Annotated in this window: 16 protein-coding genes; 5 read left to right on the top strand and 11 right to left on the bottom strand. The window is 60.1% G+C overall.

Annotation, left to right across the window (positions count from 1 at the left end; translation table 11 throughout):
* Nucleotides 1–77 precede the first annotated feature (77 nt).
* From rarD to JN12_RS06360, 9 genes are all read right to left on the bottom strand, one after another.
* On the bottom strand, nt 78–995 hold the full coding sequence (rarD, locus tag JN12_RS06400) for an EamA family transporter RarD (RefSeq protein WP_145019924.1): 918 nt from the start codon (nt 993–995) through the stop codon (nt 78–80).
* Nucleotides 996–1,178: 183 nt separating this feature from the next.
* Nucleotides 1,179–2,060, bottom strand: coding sequence for a DMT family transporter (locus JN12_RS06395; protein WP_145019921.1), 882 nt, complete (start codon nt 2,058–2,060; stop codon nt 1,179–1,181).
* A 5-nt stretch (nt 2,061–2,065) separates the two neighbouring features.
* Nucleotides 2,066–2,770, bottom strand: coding sequence for an ABC transporter ATP-binding protein (locus JN12_RS06390; RefSeq protein WP_145019918.1), 705 nt, complete (start codon nt 2,768–2,770; stop codon nt 2,066–2,068).
* Nucleotides 2,771–2,797: 27 nt separating this feature from the next.
* Nucleotides 2,798–3,562: an ABC transporter ATP-binding protein gene (locus JN12_RS06385; protein WP_145019915.1), complete on the bottom strand. Its 765-nt coding sequence runs from the start codon at nt 3,560–3,562 to the stop codon at nt 2,798–2,800.
* Between the two features lie 6 nt (nt 3,563–3,568).
* On the bottom strand, nt 3,569–4,498 hold the full coding sequence (locus JN12_RS06380) for a branched-chain amino acid ABC transporter permease (RefSeq protein ID WP_145019912.1): 930 nt from the start codon (nt 4,496–4,498) through the stop codon (nt 3,569–3,571).
* 172 nt (nt 4,499–4,670) lie between these two features.
* Nucleotides 4,671–5,546, bottom strand: coding sequence for a branched-chain amino acid ABC transporter permease (locus JN12_RS06375; RefSeq protein WP_145019909.1), 876 nt, complete (start codon nt 5,544–5,546; stop codon nt 4,671–4,673).
* An 88-nt stretch (nt 5,547–5,634) separates the two neighbouring features.
* Nucleotides 5,635–6,813, bottom strand: a complete 1,179-nt coding sequence (locus JN12_RS06370) for an ABC transporter substrate-binding protein (protein ID WP_145019906.1) — start codon at nt 6,811–6,813, stop codon at nt 5,635–5,637.
* Nucleotides 6,814–6,876: 63 nt separating this feature from the next.
* Nucleotides 6,877–7,242 (bottom strand): hypothetical protein, encoded by a 366-nt coding sequence (locus JN12_RS06365; RefSeq protein WP_145019904.1) that lies wholly within the window; start codon nt 7,240–7,242, stop codon nt 6,877–6,879.
* Nucleotides 7,239–7,595 carry a hypothetical protein gene (locus JN12_RS06360; protein ID WP_145019901.1) on the bottom strand — a complete coding sequence of 119 codons (357 nt, stop codon included), beginning with the start codon at nt 7,593–7,595 and terminating at the stop codon, nt 7,239–7,241. Before JN12_RS06360 ends, JN12_RS06365 begins: the two co-directional genes overlap by 4 nt.
* A 227-nt stretch (nt 7,596–7,822) precedes the next feature.
* On the opposite strand from JN12_RS06360, the gene JN12_RS06355 reads away from it, so the two are divergent.
* From JN12_RS06355 to JN12_RS06345, 3 genes are all read left to right on the top strand, one after another.
* Nucleotides 7,823–8,869: a threonine aldolase family protein gene (locus tag JN12_RS06355; protein ID WP_145019898.1), complete on the top strand. Its 1,047-nt coding sequence runs from the start codon at nt 7,823–7,825 to the stop codon at nt 8,867–8,869.
* A gap of 352 nt (nt 8,870–9,221) precedes the next feature.
* Nucleotides 9,222–10,823 (top strand): aspartate:alanine exchanger family transporter, encoded by a 1,602-nt coding sequence (locus tag JN12_RS06350; RefSeq protein ID WP_145019895.1) that lies wholly within the window; start codon nt 9,222–9,224, stop codon nt 10,821–10,823.
* A gap of 101 nt (nt 10,824–10,924) precedes the next feature.
* Nucleotides 10,925–11,200 carry a PP2C family protein-serine/threonine phosphatase gene (locus JN12_RS06345; RefSeq protein ID WP_145019892.1) on the top strand — a complete coding sequence of 92 codons (276 nt, stop codon included), beginning with the start codon at nt 10,925–10,927 and terminating at the stop codon, nt 11,198–11,200.
* A gap of 164 nt (nt 11,201–11,364) precedes the next feature.
* Here JN12_RS06345 and JN12_RS06340 read toward each other — a convergent pair whose 3' ends face one another.
* Complete coding sequence (locus tag JN12_RS06340) at nt 11,365–13,308, bottom strand: transglycosylase domain-containing protein (RefSeq protein ID WP_456237310.1); 1,944 nt, start codon at nt 13,306–13,308, stop codon at nt 11,365–11,367.
* 126 nt (nt 13,309–13,434) lie between these two features.
* Nucleotides 13,435–13,785 carry a TIGR03905 family TSCPD domain-containing protein gene (locus JN12_RS06335; protein ID WP_246125773.1) on the bottom strand — a complete coding sequence of 117 codons (351 nt, stop codon included), beginning with the start codon at nt 13,783–13,785 and terminating at the stop codon, nt 13,435–13,437.
* 279 nt (nt 13,786–14,064) lie between these two features.
* Between JN12_RS06335 and JN12_RS06330 the strand changes: the two genes are divergently transcribed.
* Together JN12_RS06330 and pepN are read left to right on the top strand one after the other, a co-directional pair.
* Complete coding sequence (locus JN12_RS06330) at nt 14,065–14,751, top strand: Bax inhibitor-1/YccA family protein (RefSeq protein ID WP_246125772.1); 687 nt, start codon at nt 14,065–14,067, stop codon at nt 14,749–14,751.
* 57 nt (nt 14,752–14,808) lie between these two features.
* Nucleotides 14,809–17,457, top strand: a complete 2,649-nt coding sequence (gene pepN, locus JN12_RS06325) for an aminopeptidase N (RefSeq protein ID WP_145019886.1) — start codon at nt 14,809–14,811, stop codon at nt 17,455–17,457.
* The last annotated feature ends 355 nt before the right edge of the window (nt 17,458–17,812 follow it).

Below are 17,812 nucleotides of genomic sequence, written 5' to 3'. Positions count from 1 at the left end.
GTCGACTCCTTGTGTGCGAATAGGCCGATGGTGTATCTCATTGTATAACTCCATCAGCCATGTCAACAGGAGCGGCGCTATTTTTTGTGGAAATACCCGGAAACGGCCAGGGTTCGGTATGCGTCCCAGGAATAGCAGACCAGTCCGGTCCAGATGAACAGGAAACTGACCAGTCTGGCGAACGAGAACGGCTCGTTGTAGACGATGACCGCCAGCAGGAAGTGGAGAGTCGGGGTGAGATACTGGAGAAAGCCAATGGTGGCAAGGCGCAGGCGCCGTGCAGCCGAGGCGAAGAGCAGGAGCGGAACGGCCGTCACAACCCCGACTGCCAGCAGAAGCAGATTGATCGACAACGGGCCGTGCAGGAAGGCACCGGTGCCGGTCCGGTCGGCATACAGCAGGTAGCCGGCCGCCAACGGAAAGAGCAGGATGGTCTCCATGGTGAGCCCGGTGAGAGAGTCGACCGAAACCACCTTGCGCAGCAGGCCGTAGGAGCCGAACGTGAGCGCCAGGGTCAGGGCGACCCAAGGAATGCGGCCATACTGTACCGTCAGGAACAGTACGCCGACAACCGCCAGGAGGAGGCTCACCAGCTGCAGACGCCTGAGCCGTTCTTTCAGGAACGTAACTCCGAGGAGGACACTCACGAAGGGGGTGATGAAATAGCCGAGGCTGGACTGGAGGATCTGGCCATGCTCCACGGCAACGATGAATACGAGCCAGTTGGTGGCGATCAGGAGAGCGGTGGTCACAAGGATCAGCATTGCCCTGCGGTCGCACAGCGTTGCGCCGATCTCCCGCCACTTCCCCTTGAAGCCGATCAGCACGAGTAGGAAGGCAAGGGACCAGACGATCCGGTGGGAAACCACCTGCAGCGGCGGCACGGTTTGCACGGCTTTGAAATAGACCGGGAAGAAACCCCAGACCAGATAAGCCAGTATGCCATGGAGCAGCCCCGTCGTGGCAGCCCTGGTGGTTGCGCTCGTATTGTCCAAATTGCTGCCCCTCCGTCAACCCAAAAGCAAAGTAACCGCAGATGCACGCTGATTCAAGCAGATAAACCGCAGACCTCAATCTCTCATCGCAGAAACTAATCACACCCTATTGTATTCGTGGCGTTTTTAGTCTTTATCTGCGTCCATCCGCGTCCATCAGCGGTTACATTCTGTTTTGTCTTTTCACCGGTTTCGTGCCGCAACCCTGGTGAAGAGGTACAGCCCGCCGAAGATGCAGGCTGCACCGACCGCCTGCCGCGTGGTCGGATACTCCTTCAGAAAGAGCGCGGCCCAGACGATCGCCCCGAGCGGCTCACCCAGAACGCTGACGGCTATCACCGACGCCTGGACATAGCGCAGGACCCAGTTGAAGACCGTATGGCCAAGGATGGTGCAGACCACTGCCAGGCCGAGAAACAGGAGCCAGTCGGTTGTCGGATAGGGATAGAACGACGTCCGGCTCGCCAGGCTCGCCAGCACGAGCACCAGCGAACTGCTGCCATAGGTGACAAAGGTATAGGCCGGCAGGCTGACGCCGCTCCTGAGCCGCCTGCCGATCAGGAGGTACCCCGAGACCATGACGGCCGCAGCCAGGGCCAGGAGGTCCCCCCAGAAGGCATCCCCTCCCATCTGAAAATCGCTGGCACCGATGACGATGCTGCCGGTCAGGGCGAGCGCCCCTCCCATCATGGCCATACGGCCGATCCGCTCCCGGAAGAAGACCCAGGAGCCGAGGACCACGAACACAGGCTGGATAGTGACCAGCACCACCGAACTGGCAATGCTGGTATAGCGCAGCGAGGTGAACCAGGTGACGAAATGGAGGGCCAGGCAGACACCACTGGCCATTGCCAGGCCCTTTTCCCGGCCGGTCAGTGCCCGCAGGTCGCTTCGGTGCCGGAGCAGGGTGAACGGCGCCAGGATGAGAAAGGTGAAGAGAAGCCGGTAGGTGGCAATGATCATGGCCGGTGCCGTGGCGAGCCGGACGAACAGCGCCGAGAAGGAAACGGCAAAAACCCCTCCCAGCACCGCCAGGTTAGGGTTTACAATCGGTTTGTCGGACATGGGAATTACTCCCCCAGATACGCCTTGCGCACTTCCGGATTTTCGGCCAGTTCCTTTGCCATGCCGGAGAGAACCACCTCGCCGGTTTCCAGGACATAGGCCCGACTGGCTATGGACAGGGCCATGTTGGCGTTCTGCTCCACCAGCATGATGGTAGTGCCGGTCTTGTTGATCTCCTGGATGATCTCGAAGATCTTCTCCACCAGCATCGGTGCAAGCCCCATGGAGGGCTCGTCCAGGAGCATCAACCGGGGCTTGGACATGAGCGCCCGCCCCATGGCCAGCATCTGCTGTTCGCCGCCGGACAGGGTCTTGGCCAGCTGCTTTTTCCGCTCAAAGAGCCGGGGGAAGCGCTGGAAGACCTGCTCTATCTCCTCAGCGACGGCCCTGCTGTCGGAACGGATATAGGCACCCATCTCCAGGTTCTCCAGGACCGTCATGTTGGCAAAGACCCGACGTCCTTCCGGCACCTGGGATATGCCCCGCTTGACGATTTCGTGGGGCGGGATGCCGGTGATCTCATCGCCGAGGAACCGGATCGTTCCGCTCTGTGCCGGCACAATGCCGGAGATGGCGTTGAGGGTCGTGGTCTTGCCGGCACCGTTGGCGCCGATGAGGGCCACGATCTCACCCTGTCCGACCCGGCAGGAAAGGTCCTTCAACGCCTTGATGGCGTTATAGTTCACGAACAGTTTGTCCACTACCAGCATGAAAACTCCCGAGTAGCCAGTCCCTGTCTAATGCGCCTTGCCCAGATATGCCTCGATCACCTTCGGGTCCTGCCGGATGGCGTCAGGGGTGCCGTCGGCGATCTTGACCCCGTAATCCAGGACCGCAATCCGGTCCGAAAGCCCCATGACGAACTTCATGTCGTGCTCCACCAGGAACACGGTGATGCCGGTGGCCCGGATACGTTGCACCATCTCCATCAGGACCAGCTTTTCCTGCGGGTTCATCCCGGCAGCCGGCTCGTCAAGCAGGATCAGATCCGGCTTCAGCGCCAGTGCCCGGGCAATCTCCAGGCGTCGCTGCTCCCCGTACGGCAGGTTGCCGGCCAGCTCGAACGACTTGTATGAGAGGTCCACCATCCGCAGACAGTCGGAGGCCCACGCAATCAGTTCCCCCTCTTCCCGTTTCACCCAGGGGGCAAACTTCATGATCGCCCCGGAAAGGCCCCACTTGCCGCGGATGTGGGCGCCGATCAGGACGTTGTCCAGTACGGAAAGATCGGTGAAGAGGCGGATGTTCTGGAAGGTCCGGCCGATGCCGGCCGAGGCGATGCGGTAGGTCGGCACCCCGGCGATGGGGCGCTCCTTGAAGCTGATGGTTCCCGAGGTCGGCTTGTAGATACCGGTGATCAGGTTGAACATGGTGCTCTTGCCCGCGCCGTTGGGACCGATCAGTGCCTGGATGGTCCCTTTCTCCACGGTCAGGTTCACACTGTCGACGGCAGTCAGGCCACCGAAGCGAATCGTCACATTGTCGAGTCTGAGTAGTGCCATAGGCTGTTATCCGTTCTCTGCCTTGTCTTCGATCACTTCCTTCAGGTGCGGCTTGCGCCCCATGGCCCGGAGGAGCAGATCGGTAAAATTGACCCCGCCCATGAGACCGTTGGGACGGAAGATCATCATGAACACCAGCAGGCCGCCGTACACCAGCATACGGTACTTGGCCATGAAGCGGAGGAACTCCGGTGCCGCCGAAAGGACCGCGGCGCCGATCACGCTGCCCGGGATGCTCCCCAGACCACCGAGAACGATCATGCTGAGGATGTCGATGGACTTGAGAAAACCGAAGTCGGAAGGGTTGATGTAGCTGATGAAATGGGCATACAGGCCCCCGCCGACCCCTGCCAGGAAGGTGCCGACGGCAAAGGACTGGACCTTGTACCTGGCCACGTTGATCCCCATCGCCTCGGCCGCGATCTCGTCACCGCGGATCGCCTTCAGCGCCCGGCCGAACCGCGAATCATGGACGAACGAGACCAGTACAATGGCCAGCAGTACCACGATCCAGACCACTATCGGCATCGGCATGGTCGTTTTCGGGGGCGGCACCGAGAGTCCCAAGGCCCTGTTCGTGATATCGAGGTTCAGAAACGCAACCTTGACTATCTCGGCAAAACCGAGGGTGCAGATGGCCAGATAATCCCCGGTCAGCCGCAGGATCGGAAAACCGATGAGCGCCCCTATGGCGGCGGTCACCAGACCGGTCAAAAGGAGGTTCAGACTGAACGGCAGCCCGAGCTTGAGGGTGAACAGGGCACTGGTGAAGGCACCGATGCTCATGAAGGCGGCGTGCCCGAGGGAAAGCTGGCCGGTCAGGCCGGTGATGACGTTCAACCCCAGCGCCAGGACGATGCCGATGCCGACATTGACGATAATCTGCAGAAAGTAGGGATTGATGTTACCCAGCAGCGACTGTAATGCCTCACCCATAAGAATCCTCAAATGCCGGGATCAGGACCGGCATGATCGAGACGAATTATTTGTCGGAAGACGTAGGTTGGGTTAGGCGGTCATTTCGCCGTAACCCAACGAATCAGAGGCTATGTTGGGTTACGCTGGCGCTAACCCAACCTACAATGTCCCTGAGCCGCGCACTTCCACTTCAAACCTTTTTCTGAATCTTACGCCCCAGGAGCCCGGTCGGCCGGACCAGCAGGACCAGCACCAGGATGGCGAAGGCGATGGCATCACGATAGGACGAGTAGCCGGCAGCCACCCCCAACACCTCGGTCACTCCCAGCAAAAGCCCTCCCAGCATGGCGCCGGGTATGGAGCCGATCCCACCGAGCACGGCAGCAGCAAAGGCCTTCAGGCCGGCCATCAGCCCCATGTTGAAGGAGACTGCGTTGAACAGAAGCCCCACCAGTACACCGCCGGCTGCCGCCAGGGCAGAGCCGAGGGCAAAGGTGAAGGAGATGACCATATTGACATTGATTCCCATGAGGGCGGCAGTATTGTAATCCTCCGAGGTCGCCCGCATCGCCTTGCCGATTTTGGTTTTCTGGACGATGAACTCAAGGGCGATCATGAGGCAGGCGGAAACACCGATGATCAGCAGCTGCAGGGTGGAGATGTCGGCATCACCGATATGGATCTGGTTCACCGGAAAGGCCGTTTCCGGAAACCCCTTGGCATCGGCGCCGAAGATCATCTGGGCCAGGGTGGAAAGGAAGATGGAGACCCCGATGGCGGAGATGAGGGCCGACAGCCGGGAAGACTTGCGCAGCGGCCGATAGGCGATCAGTTCGATCACCACCCCGAGCGCCATGCAGGCTACCATGGCAAGGATCATGGCGACAAAGATGTTGAGCTTGAAGATGGCAACCATGAGCAGCCCGACAAAGGCACCGACCATGTAGATCTCGCCATGGGCGAAGTTGATCAGGGTGATGATCCCATAGACCATGGTGTACCCGAGCGCGATCAGGGCGTAGGTACTCCCGAGGGCGATGCCGTTGATGAGTTGCTGGAAGAACATGTGGCGTCCTTTGCGACAGTGCGAATGGAAATCCAAAAAGGCCCGGCAGGATTTCCCTCCGGGCCTTTTGCCAGGTGCGAACCGATGGTCAATCCATCTTTACCGGAACCTTGGCTTTCAGAACGAACTTTCCACCCTTCACTTCCAGCAGGGCAAGCGGCGACTTGATCGGTTCCCGGTTCGCCTGCATGCTGATGGTGCCGGAAACCCCCTCGAACTTCCTGGTCTGGGCCAACGCCCCCTTGAAGACCTTGGGATCGATGCTGTTGGCGCGCTTCATGGCGTCAGCCAGGAGCGTGATGGCATCATACCCCTGGGCATCGAAGAGCCCGGGCTCGGCGCCGTTGAACCTCTTCTTGAACGCCTCGACGAATTTGGCCGTTACCGGCGAGGCCTGCTCCGGGGAGAAGCCGAGGGCCGACATGGTCCCTTCAACCGCATCGCCGCCCAGTTCGATCAGCTTCGGCGAAAAGAGGCCGTCACCGCCGAACAGCTTGGCCTTGAGCCCCTGCTTGCGGGCCTCTTTCATGATCAGCGCCGCCTCGGTGTAATAACCGGAGAAAAAGATGACATCGGGCTTCCTGGCCTTGATATTGGTGATCTGGGCGCTGAAGTCCTTGTCGCCGTCCTTGACCTTTTCGTCGGCAACGATCTCGATCCCCTTACCTTTGGCCGCGTCGCGGAAGGTTTGGGACAGGCCGACGCTGTAGTCATTGTTGTCGGAGGTGATGACCGCCACCTTCTTATAGCCGAGGTCCTTGGCAAAGAAGTCAATGCAGGCCGGGATGGCAACACTGTCCAGCAGGGTGTCACGGAAAATGAAATCGCCGTTTTCCACGACGCCCGGTCCGGTGGCGCCGGCTGACAGGAGCACCACCTGGGCCTTCTGGGCAAGGGGTGCGGCAACCTTGGTGATACCGGTGGTCGGGTCACCGACTATGGCGATCACGTTGTCGCGGCTGATCAGCTTCTGGGTGACCGAGGCGCCTTCCTGCTTGTCCCCCCGATTGTCGGCCTCCACGATCTCTATCTTTTTGCCGAGGACACCGCCGGCTACGTTCAACTCCTCGCTAGCCATCTTCATCCCCTCCAGGGTCGGCTTGCCGAACATGGCCACGTCGCCGGTCAGGGCGCCAAGGAAGCCGATCTTGATGGTATCGCCCGCGGCAGCCTTCTGAGCCTCGCCCGCTTCTTTTTTCTTGCAGCCGGAGCTGCCGGCAACCAGCATCCCCACGAGGAGCATGGCCGCCATCTTTCTCATGGTCATCGTAAACCTCCGGTCGGAAAATTTCATGAAGCTTACCAGTAAATCCGTCGCTTCTCAACTCGGTCAATGCGTTTTTGGAACGGTTTTCAACTTAGTTTTTGCCAGGTTAAACTGGAACATGAGGTAACCGTAGTCGATATCATCCCTGCTCCCGGTGGCAGCTCGGAAGAACGGCCCGGTGAAGAAGTGATCATAGGCCAGAATGACCGGAATATCATCGTTTAGATTGTACGTAAGGTTGAAATCGGTCTCCAAACCTAGCTGGCGGCTGAATCCATCCGGTACGTTATTGGCAATAACATAGTGACCGGTGGCGGAGAAGTTGAGCTCCTTGGAGATATCTACCCCCCACCCCAGCGTGTAGAGCTGCAGTCCACTCGCGTGGGAGTCGCCGACACTGAGTCCGGAAAGATCGCCGACCACGCTCATGTCGCCCACCAGGGAGCTGTCGTTGCCAGGGTTTCTGAATTCCTTCCTGAAACTGGCACCATTAGCAGCCTCCTTGTCGCCCGATCCGTACCATAACTCAGGAACAGCCTGCTGTTGTGACCTGCCACAGGGGCGTTGATCGTGGCATCCAGGTGCCCGCCGTATGCGCTGATCCGTTCGTTGGTCCCGCTGGAGGGATTGAAACGCCTTCCGGACTCGTAAACAGGCTCGACCTCCAGAAAAATGGGGCCAAAGATCGCTGTGCCCCGCCCCCCACAGATATAGAGCTGTTCGCCATCATGACGATCAATGCCGCCGGTGTCGCGGAAGAGGTAGGCTTTTTTGTCAAGCAAAAGAACCAAACACGGCAAGAGTCGTTGAGCAAAACCAAGAAAATGTGGCTACGTCGTTGGGTATACAAATTTCAGAGTGACGGAGATAGCGTAAAAAAATGTCCGAATAGGGAATGTTTCTGTGCTGGAAAGCTCATTCTTGCTTTTGGCGTGGAAAGTATTCAGAATGGACATTCGTCCGAGTAGCAGCCCCCCCTCCCGCACCTACCCCGGAAAGGATCGAATCCATGAAGACACAAGAAAAAAACCAGTTTGCCAGCGACAATTACGCCGGAATTTGCCCCGAGGCGTGGGAGGCAATGGCACGGGCCAATCTGGGATATGCCCAGTCGTACGGCAACGACGAGTGGACTGCCAGGGCCTGTGCCTGCCTGCGGGACCTCTTCGAAACCGACTGCGAGGTTTTTTTCGTGTTCAACGGCACGGCCGCCAACTCTCTGGCCCTGGCATCCCTTTGTCAGTCGTACCACAGCATCATCTGTCACGAACTGTCCCACGTGGAAACCGACGAATGCGGTGCGGCGGAATTCTTTTCCAATGGGACCAAGATCCTTCTGGTGCCCGGCAAGGAGGGGAAGGTCGACCTGGAGGCCGTCGAACATACGGTCAAGCGCCGCACCGATATCCACTACCCCAAGCCGAAGGTGCTCAGCCTCGCCCAGGCCACGGAAGTGGGAACCGTTTTTTCGGTGGACGAACTGCAGGCCGTGCGTGAGGTCGCAAAACGGCTCCACCTGAAAATCCATATGGATGGTGCGCGGTTCGCCAATGCCGTGGCATCGCTCGGGGTCGCGCCAAAGGAGATCACCTGGCAGGCAGGAGTGGACGTGCTCTGTTTCGGTGGCACCAAGAGCGGTTTTGCCGTGGGAGAGGCTGTGGTCTTTTTTAATCGGGCAATGGCGCGGGAGTTCGATTACCGGTGCAAGCAGTCCGGACAGCTCGCCTCCAAGATGCGCTTTCTCTCCGCCCCATGGGTGGGAATTCTTGAAAATGGGGCCTGGTTGCGCCATGCGGCCCATGCCAACCGCTGCGCCAAGATCCTGGAGGGTCGGTTGAAGACGATTCCCGGCATCCCCCTCATGTTCCCGTGTCAGGCAAATTCCGTGTTCGTCAGCATGCCGGAAAAGATCAAAAAGGCCCTGCACAAACGGGGCTGGTATTTCTACAGTTTTATCGGTACCGGCGGGGCGCGGTTCATGTGCTCATGGGACACCAGGGAAGAGGACGTGCACCAACTCGCCAATGATATCGCCGCGATTGTCGGTAAAGAATAAAACCTGCTGGGCCAGAACAAAGATAAATCGGCAGTAACTTCCGGTTAGACATAATGTCTGTCAGTAGAAAGTAAGCGACCTCATCCAAGCTTAAGCTGGCTTGCGAGCGCAAAGCTAAGTCATTAGTCGAACATTTATAAACCGCAAAAGTCGCGATCAAAGCGCGGCCCTCCCCTTCTCCGGGGTGGGGCCGCGTCGTTTTGGCACCCGCAGAGTTCCGCAGCAGGGACGGCCGAAACATTATCTGGCGGTTCTGAGACTGACGCTGAAGATATCTATGGTAGTATGTCAGAAACTATTATTCTGAGATTCTTCGCTGCGTACCGTGGCATCTCCCTGAAGGGCTCTCACGATGGAACATTTTGTTCACTTTTGCACTGAAAACCCGGTCCTAGTGGTCTTTGCCGTCATAGCGATGGGCTACCCCCTGGGGCGCCTCAGGGTCGGGCCGGTTTCACTGGGAGTGGCCGGCGTTCTTTTTGCCGGTCTGGGGGCAGGGGCGCTGATCCCCGGCATCAAACCGCCGGAAGCGTTGCATGTACTGGGTCTGTCCATGTTTGTCTATGCCATTGGCCTGTCATCCGGCCCCTCCTTTGTCGCGGCCCTCAAAAGCGGTGGCATCAGGGCCAATCTGACCGCTCTGGCCAGCCTGGCGGCCGCGACCCTGGCGGCAATCGTGACCGGAAGCTGGCTCGGCAAGGCCCAGTCCGCCGGCCTCTATGCCGGTGCTCTAACCAATACCCCGGCCCTGGCCGGGGTGAGTGAAACCTTGCGCAACATGGGGGATGAGTTGGGGGCAACGACAGCTGTCATGGCGTATTCGGTGGCCTATCCCCTGGCTGTGGGGCTGGGAACAATTCTGTTTTCCCTGTCGGCCCGGCAGTTTTCACGGTTTTTCGGTGAGGACCCGGTCCATGAAGAGCTCTGCCAGACAGCGGTACGGGTCGACAGCGTCCACGCAATTAATGCACGGCTGGGGGATTTGACGGCGGAAGGGGAATGGCAGGTGGCCTTTGGCCGTCTGACCCGCGACAACATTGACCGGGTAGCCTTTCCGAACGAGCGTCTCCAGACCGGCGATGTGTTGACCCTGGTCGGTGCAAAAAACGAAGTGGAACGGGTCTGCGCCGCCCTTGGCAAGCCGGCCGAGGATGCCAGCGCCCATCGCGAGGGGACGGTCGATGTACGGCGGATCTTTCTGTCGAACCGTCGCTTGGCGGGTATGTCCATTGAGCAGCTCAACCTGGAGGAACTGTTCGGTGGTCGCGTCACCCGGATCAGACGGGGGGATGCCGACATGGTGCCGCCGCCGGGCTTCATAGTGGAACTGGGGGACCGGCTACGGGTTGTGGCGCCAACCGCCCGCATGAAGGACGTCGGCAACTACCTGGGCGACTCCTATCAGGCAGTCGGAGAGGTGGAAATGCTCACCTTTGCCCTGGGGCACGCCATGGGACTCCTGCTCGGCGCCTTGGCAGTAACCGTCGGCGGCGTCACACTGAAGCTCGGCTTTGCCGGAGGACCGCTCTGCGTCGGCTTGCTGCTCGGCTCGCTGCGCCGGACCGGCACCCTCGTCTGGCAGGTACCCCATGCCGCCAACATGGCCATTCGACAGTTGGGGCTGGTCATCTTCCTGGCCGGCATCGGGCTGCGGGCCGGCGGCGGACTGGGCACCGTGCCGCTGGGGCAGGTAGCCGGGCTGGCTGGCGCGTCGTTGGCTGTCACCCTGTCAGGTATCGCAGTGGCCCTGTTCATCTCCGGCCGCTGGCTCGGCTTTTCCCCGGCCCGCAGCTGTGGCCTGGCCGCCGCGGTCATGACCCAACCGGCGCTCCTCGCCTGGGGCCAGGAACGCTTCGGCTGTGGCCCGGTGGACGAAGGGTACGCCACCGTCTATCCCCTCTCAATGATCGCGAAGGTCCTGCTGGCCCAGGCGATTCTGATCATGGTACGCTGAACGTATCCATCCGGAGCCGCTTCCGGACAGCCAACGTGCAATCTCCTCAAAGCCGGCGGAGACTACTACGACTACTACCGCCGCACTGACGACGTGGTGGGATGATCCTGGGGGCCCGGAAAGGGATCACGTTCGAGGAACGACCGTGCCGGCTGGAAGCAGGCGACCTGCTTCTTATCTGCACCGATGGCGTCATCGAAGCCCTGAACCCGGCCGGCGAAATGTTCGGCCGTGGCCGTCTGTGCGAACTGCTCCGCGCCTGCCCGGAAGCATCCCCGCAGGAGGTTATCGATGCGGTACTCACGGCGGTCACCGCATTTACCGGTACCACCAGCCGGGAAGATGACGTGACCATGATCGCCATGAGGGTCATGTAACAAACAGGAACCAATCTGCCCCCCTTCACGCTCCTCCCCCCGCGATCGAGTCGACCCTGCTGGCCGCGGATACCATTGTGGCGGTCAAAGGCGATTATCGGCTGGCCAACCTGGAGCCGCTGCAGCAAGGCTGGCCAGCCATTATGGCAGTGGAGGCGGCGAGGCTAGTCGGAAGGAGTGGTGACAGGCTGCTGACCAACGCCGGGCGACAGTGGCACGACCGGGGATAACCGTTTGCCGGCATCTCCGCCATGCTTGGGACACTGCTCGGTCGGCTCGGTTCCCACGATATAGAACTCGTCCGTTTGTTGCGGACAGTCGGCCGTTGCCAGGTAGCCTGTGGCCGGGTCGATTGAAACAGCGACAACTGTTTCCGGTTTCGGGAAATCAACAGCCGGTCTGGCCGCCAGGGCCGGCCGCATGAACCGTTCCCAGATCGGGGCAGCGACCGCCCCGCCGGTAAAACCTCTCCCCCCTGGCCGAGGCCGGTCATATCCGACCCAGATACCGGTTATGACCTGGGGGGTATAACCGACGAACCAGGCATCCCGATAGTCATCGGTGGTGCCGGTCTTGCCGGCGGCCGGACGTTCCCGGCTGAATTTTTTCAGGGATTTGGCAGTGCCGTAGACCATCACGTCCCTGAGCATCCGGGTGGTGACGAAGGCGGCAGCCGGCGACAGGACCGGCGTAACCGCCGGGGGAGTCTCCGTCCAGGTGCGACGGTTGCGATTATAGATCCGGATAATGGTCCGTGGTTCGGCCCTGAAGCCCCCGTTGGCCAGGGGGGTGTACGCCATGACAAGGTCATGCAGGGTGACCTCTTCCGTTCCCAGTGCCAGGGACAGGTCGTGCTGGGCACGCAACGGCAGCCCCAGGTTGCGGGCGACATCGACAAAATACGGCACCCCGATCGACTCCAGTAACTTTACCGTAATGACATTGTTCGAGTAGGCCAGGGCCTGCCTGAGACTGAGCTCGCCATACTGCTCCCGGCCATAGTTTTGCGGCTTCCAGAGTTCATTGTTGCCGCGGTTGTAGGCCGTAGCCGTATCATCCCAGATGCTGCTGGCGGTAACCCCCTTTTCCAGTGCAGCAGCGTAAATCAGCGGTTTTATGGCCGAGCCGGGTTGACGCCGGGCTGAAAAGGCACGGTTATAGGGACTCTGGCTAAAGTCAATACCCCCGACGGCCGCCACCACATCCCCCGTAACAGGATCAAGACTCAGCAAGGCGCCCTGCAACTGGGGAGAAATCCGTTTCACCCCGTCACGCAAGGTCTTTTCCGCCAGCTTCTGCAGGTTCAGATCCATGGCCGAGATCACGTCCAGTCCGCCCTGTTCGATGACCTGCGGTCCGTACCGCTCAATCAGCCGGCTCCGGAGATGGGCCATATAGTACGGGGCCTGACCTTGTGGTATGACCGAGGCGGGCCGGGCCCGCAACCGCTGCTTCTGCCGGGCGGTGATCATCCCCAGCTCCACCATCCGCCTGAGAACCACGTCCCTCCGCCCCGTGACGTTGGCCGGTTTTCCCGATGGATTGTAGCGGCCCGGGTTTTTTTGCACTCCGGCCAGCAGGGAACATTCGGCGTCGGTCAACTCCTCCGGGTTCTTGTCGAAATAGAGCCGGCTAGCCTGGGCAATCCCCCAGGCACCGTTGCCATAATAGATTTCGTTGAAATACATCTCCAGGATCTGCTTTTTGGTGTACTTCTTTTCAAACTCCATGGCCAGGCGGGCTTCCTCGACCTTCCGTTCGATGGATTTCTCGCCGGACAGGTATTTATTCTTGATCAGCTGCTGGGTGATGGTCGACCCCCCTTCGGCCAGTCTCCCTTTGACCACGTCCTTCACCAATGCCCGGGCGATCCCCCGGACATCGATCCCGCCATGCTCATAGAAACGGGAGTCTTCAACGGCCACCACGGCCTTTTGCAGGAACGCGGGGATGCGGTCGATGGAGACCCAGTACCGCTTCTCGGGCAGTATTCGGCCGACAAACCGCCCCTGGCTGTCAAAGACCTTGATGGAAGAGTAACCGGATGACAGAGGGGGATAGGTGGCGAATGGTTCCTGGGCACGCACCGATGCGACCAGGGACAACACCAGTAAAAGCGTCAGGGCAAGGACGGCTATTGTTTGTTTAAAAAGGAAAGATGATGAAACCAATGAATTACGTTCTCCGACACATTAGCTGCTCTGGTTTGGCATCTACTGGCTTTTTGGAAATTGTTATTTCGTTTCAGCCGCTTCCAGTGCCCGGGCGAGCTGATCCGGGCACGACGTATCCCCATGGCAGGCGATACCCTTCAATCGCCGTACCGCTTCCGCTACCGGCATACCCTTGACCAATGCAGCCACCGCCCGAGTATTACCTGCGCAGCCGTCGATGAAATCGGCACTGACAATTAAACCGGCCTCAATCTCAATATCGATCCGCGTGGCGCATGAACCAGCTGTTTCATAACTGAATCGCATTACCGCACACCCCTTTTCTTGTGGCCAGGCATCGAACATCGCCTGCTGGCCATATAATAGAACTCCCGTCCAGGCAAGACCGAACGGGAGTTCATAGTACGACACCAGCCTCTCAACCTCAAGCTTTTCCTCATGTTATCGGCAGGTGAAACTGTTTAGCAAGTCCGTAGTAGCCTGACAGGAATGCTCGCAGAGGGGGAGCGGACAGGGGTCTGACAAGTCAGGAAATGGTAACCGGTGCCTGTCAAGAGACAACCGGATCAGGCTATGCGAACCATGGTACGAAGCCTCCTGTACCGTACCATGCCCGACAAACTGCCTGTCCCACGTAAACCGGATTGATTTATCGGAAGGAAATGGCTACATTCGTTCCGGAACAACCACATGAAAAGGAGAATCTCCATGGGCATCCCGTCGTACTCCTCGCGCACCTATGAGGTGGCGAGAGACAATTCAATCGGAGCAGTGTACGGATGGATGGCTGCCGGGCTGTGCCTTACCGCCCTGGTATCCATTGCGGTCGTGAGCAATCAGCCTCTCGCAGCAATGGTGTTCGGCAACAGGATGGTCTTTTTCGGCCTTGTCATCGCCGAATTGGCGCTGGTCTTCGCCATAAGCGGCTTTGCGATCCGCATGGGCACCATGACCGCAGCGCCGCTCTTCTTGCTCTATTCAGCGCTCAACGGGGTCACCCTGTCGGGAATCTTCCTGATCTATACCGGTCAGTCCATAGCCACGACCTTCTTGTCAACGGCTGCAACGTTCGCCGTCATGAGCGTGTACGGGCTTACCACGAAGCGGGATCTGACATCGCTGGGCTCCTTCTGTTTCATGGGGCTGGTGGGTATCGTCATCGCCTCAATCGTCAACATCTTCCTCCATTCCAACATGATCCAGTTCATGGTAAGCGGCATCGGCGTTATCGTCTTCATCGGCCTCACGGCGTACGATACCCAGAAGTTGAAGGGAGCACGCGGCGGAGCGGCTGTGGCGGGCGCCTTGGCCCTCTACCTGGACTTCGTGAACCTGTTCCTCATGATGCTGCGGCTGTTCGGGGACAGAAGAGATTAAACAGGTTTGCTTCGGCGAACAGACATACTCGTCCCGACTTCCACAGGGAACGGAATCGTGTCCGAATCTACTCATCCGACAATCCATCGTACTGACTACACCTCGCCCAACTACCTGGTCGACACGGTTGACCTCCGTTTCGAACTGGGGGAAGAGACCACCCTGGTCACGGCTCGGCTGGCCATGCGGGCCAACCATAACCCGACAGCCGGGCCGGGGCCGCTGGTGCTGGACGGTCGCAGGCTCGTCCTGAAAAGCCTCAGCCTGGACGGGAGTCCGCTGTTGCCGGACCGGTATCTACTGACAGCCGATGGGCTTACCGTCCCGGTCGTAGCGGACGCCTTCACTCTGGAGATCGTGACCGAGCTGCGACCCCAGGAGAACACGTTCCTGGAAGGACTGTACCGGTCGGCCGGCATGTTCTGCACCCAGTGCGAGGCGGAAGGTTTCCGTACCATCACCTTCTATCCCGACCGGCCCGATGTACTGGCGGTCTTCACCACCACCATCGAAGCCGATAGCGACCGTTATCCGGTACTTCTGTCAAATGGCAATCTGACCGGCTCCGGGACCCTGCCGGGCAACCGGCACTTCGCCACCTGGCACGACCCGTTCCCCAAGCCGAGTTACCTGTTCGCCCTCGTAGCCGGAGACCTGGCCAGTTGCGAAGGGCAGTTCACCACCTGCTCGGGGCGGGAGGTGGCCTTGCGGCTCTACGTTCACCCACAGAACCTCCACAAGTGCGACCATCCGCTCCGCTCCCTGCAGAAGGCGATGCGCTGGGACGAGGAGACCTTTGGCCGCGAATACGACCTGGACATCTATATGATCGTGGCAGTGGACGATTTCAACATGGGGGCCATGGAAAACAAGGGGCTGAACATCTTCAACTCCCGCTACGTCCTGGCCAGTCCGGAAACCGCTACCGACGACGACTACCAGGCGATCGAAGAGGTGATCGGCCACGAGTACTTCCACAACTGGAGCGGCAACCGGGTCACCTGCCGCGACTGGTTCCAGCTCTCCCTGAAGGAGGGGCTCACCATCTTCCGCGATCAGGAATTCACGGCCGACATGGAGTCGCGTGGGGTAAAGCGGATCAATGACGTCCGCTACCTGCGGACTATCCAGTTCGCCGAGGACAGCGGCCCGCTCGCCCACCCGGTCCGACCCGACTCCTACATGGAGATCAACAACTTCTATACCGCCACCGTGTACAACAAGGGGGCCGAGATCATCCGGATGCTGCGCACCCTGCTCGGTCCGGAGCGGTTCCGGCAGGGGATGGACCTCTATTTCGCCCGCTATGACGGCCACGCGGCCACGGTCTACGACTTTGTCGCCGCCATGGCCGAGGCGGGCGGGATCGATCTGGGCCAGTTCGACCGCTGGTACAGCCAGGCCGGCACCCCCCAATTGACGGCCAGCGCCAGCTTCGAACCGGCGAACGGCAGCTACACCCTGGTCGTCCGGCAGTCCACCCCGGCGACGCCCGGGCAGCCGCTCAAGGAACCGCTGCACATCCCCCTGGCCATGGGGCTGCTGAGCCACAGCGGAGAAGAGTGCGCCGTCACCCTGGCCGGTGAGCCGCAGCCTGGGCCGACCACCAGGGTCCTGGAGTTGCGCCGGGCGGAAGAGACCTTCCGCTTCACCGGCCTGGCCGGTGAGCCGGTACCGGCCCTGCTGCGGACCTTTTCCGCGCCGGTCCGGCTCGCCTACCCCTATCGGCACGCTGAGCTGGTGCTGCTCATGAGCCACGAAACCGACCCGTTCTGCCGCTGGGAAGCGGGCCAGCAGCTGGCGGCGCGGGTTCTCCTGGGACTGGTTGACGACTGGCGCCAAGGGCGGGAATTCACGCTCGACCCCGACTTCGTAGCCGCTTTCGAGGCGGTCCTGACCGGACGGACCGGTGACCGGGCCTTTCAGGCAGAAGCCCTCACCCTGCCCACCGAGGCCTATCTCGCCGAAATGCTGACCGAAATCGAGCCGACCGCCATTCATGCCGCCCGCCAGTTCGTGCGGCGGACGCTGGCCGCGTCCCTGCGGGGTGAGTTCTTGGCCGTACGAGCCGCGTGCCGCCCCAAAGGACCGTACCGCCCGGATGACGGCCTGAGCGGCCAGCGCCGCCTGGCCAATCTCTGTCTCGGTTATCTGGCACCCCTTGAGGAGCATTCGTTCATCGATCTCTGCGTCGAACAGTACCGGACAGCGGACAACATGACCGATGCCATGGGAGCCCTCATACCGCTCGCCTCCTGTAACTGCCCGGAGCGCGAGCTACTGCTGGCCGAGTTCTACGACCGCTGGCAGGCCGACCGCCAGGTGGTCGACAAATGGTTTTCCCTCCAGGCCACAGCCATCCTGCCCGACACGCTGCCCCGGTTGACAACGCTCCTGAATCATCCGGCGTTCGAGCTGCACAACCCGAACCGGTTCCGGGCCCTGGTCGGTGCCTTCAGCCAGGGGAACCAAGTCCGTTTCCACGCGCCGGATGGCGCCGGCTACCGCTTCCTGACCGACCAGTTGCTGCAGCTCATCCCGGTCAATCCGCAGGTGGCTGCCCGCCTCCTCGCCCCCCTGACGCGTTGGCGCCGCTTTGACGCTAACCGGCAGCAGCTGATGAAGATCGAACTGGAGCGGATTCGGAGCATGAAAGATCTGCCGCGGGACGTCTACGAAGTGGTGACGAAGAGTTTGGCGGAATGAGGCCGGGGTGGGCCTAAAACAAATTCTGATTAGCACTCCACGCTGCCAAGGCAGCGCTTTGTCAAAGAGTAACTTGCTGTTTTCCTATGGATCATTTACGGTTCCTCTGGCAGCCGGGATGAGGAGGCCGCTTTAACACTGGTGCCTTGTGCCCGTCGATTAGCATGGTCCGGGAGCTGGCGATTTTGTCATTGGTGAAGCATCTGCTATCCCGTTCAGAAGAGAGCCGTATCCGACAGTTCCCCTTTCCGGCTTGCCGATCATTATTGCGGAGGCCGGAGTGATGAAGCAGAAGAAGCCGTTCAAGAGAAAGCTCATGAGACTACCCAAGCATCTGGTACACCTCAATGCGTAT

Source organism: Geobacter argillaceus (assembly GCF_007830735.1).
GTDB classification, from domain to species: Bacteria; Desulfobacterota; Desulfuromonadia; order Geobacterales; family DSM-12255; genus Geomobilibacter; species Geomobilibacter argillaceus.
Note: the sequence above shows the minus strand (reverse complement) of the source record. Positions and strands in the feature narration are given on the sequence as shown.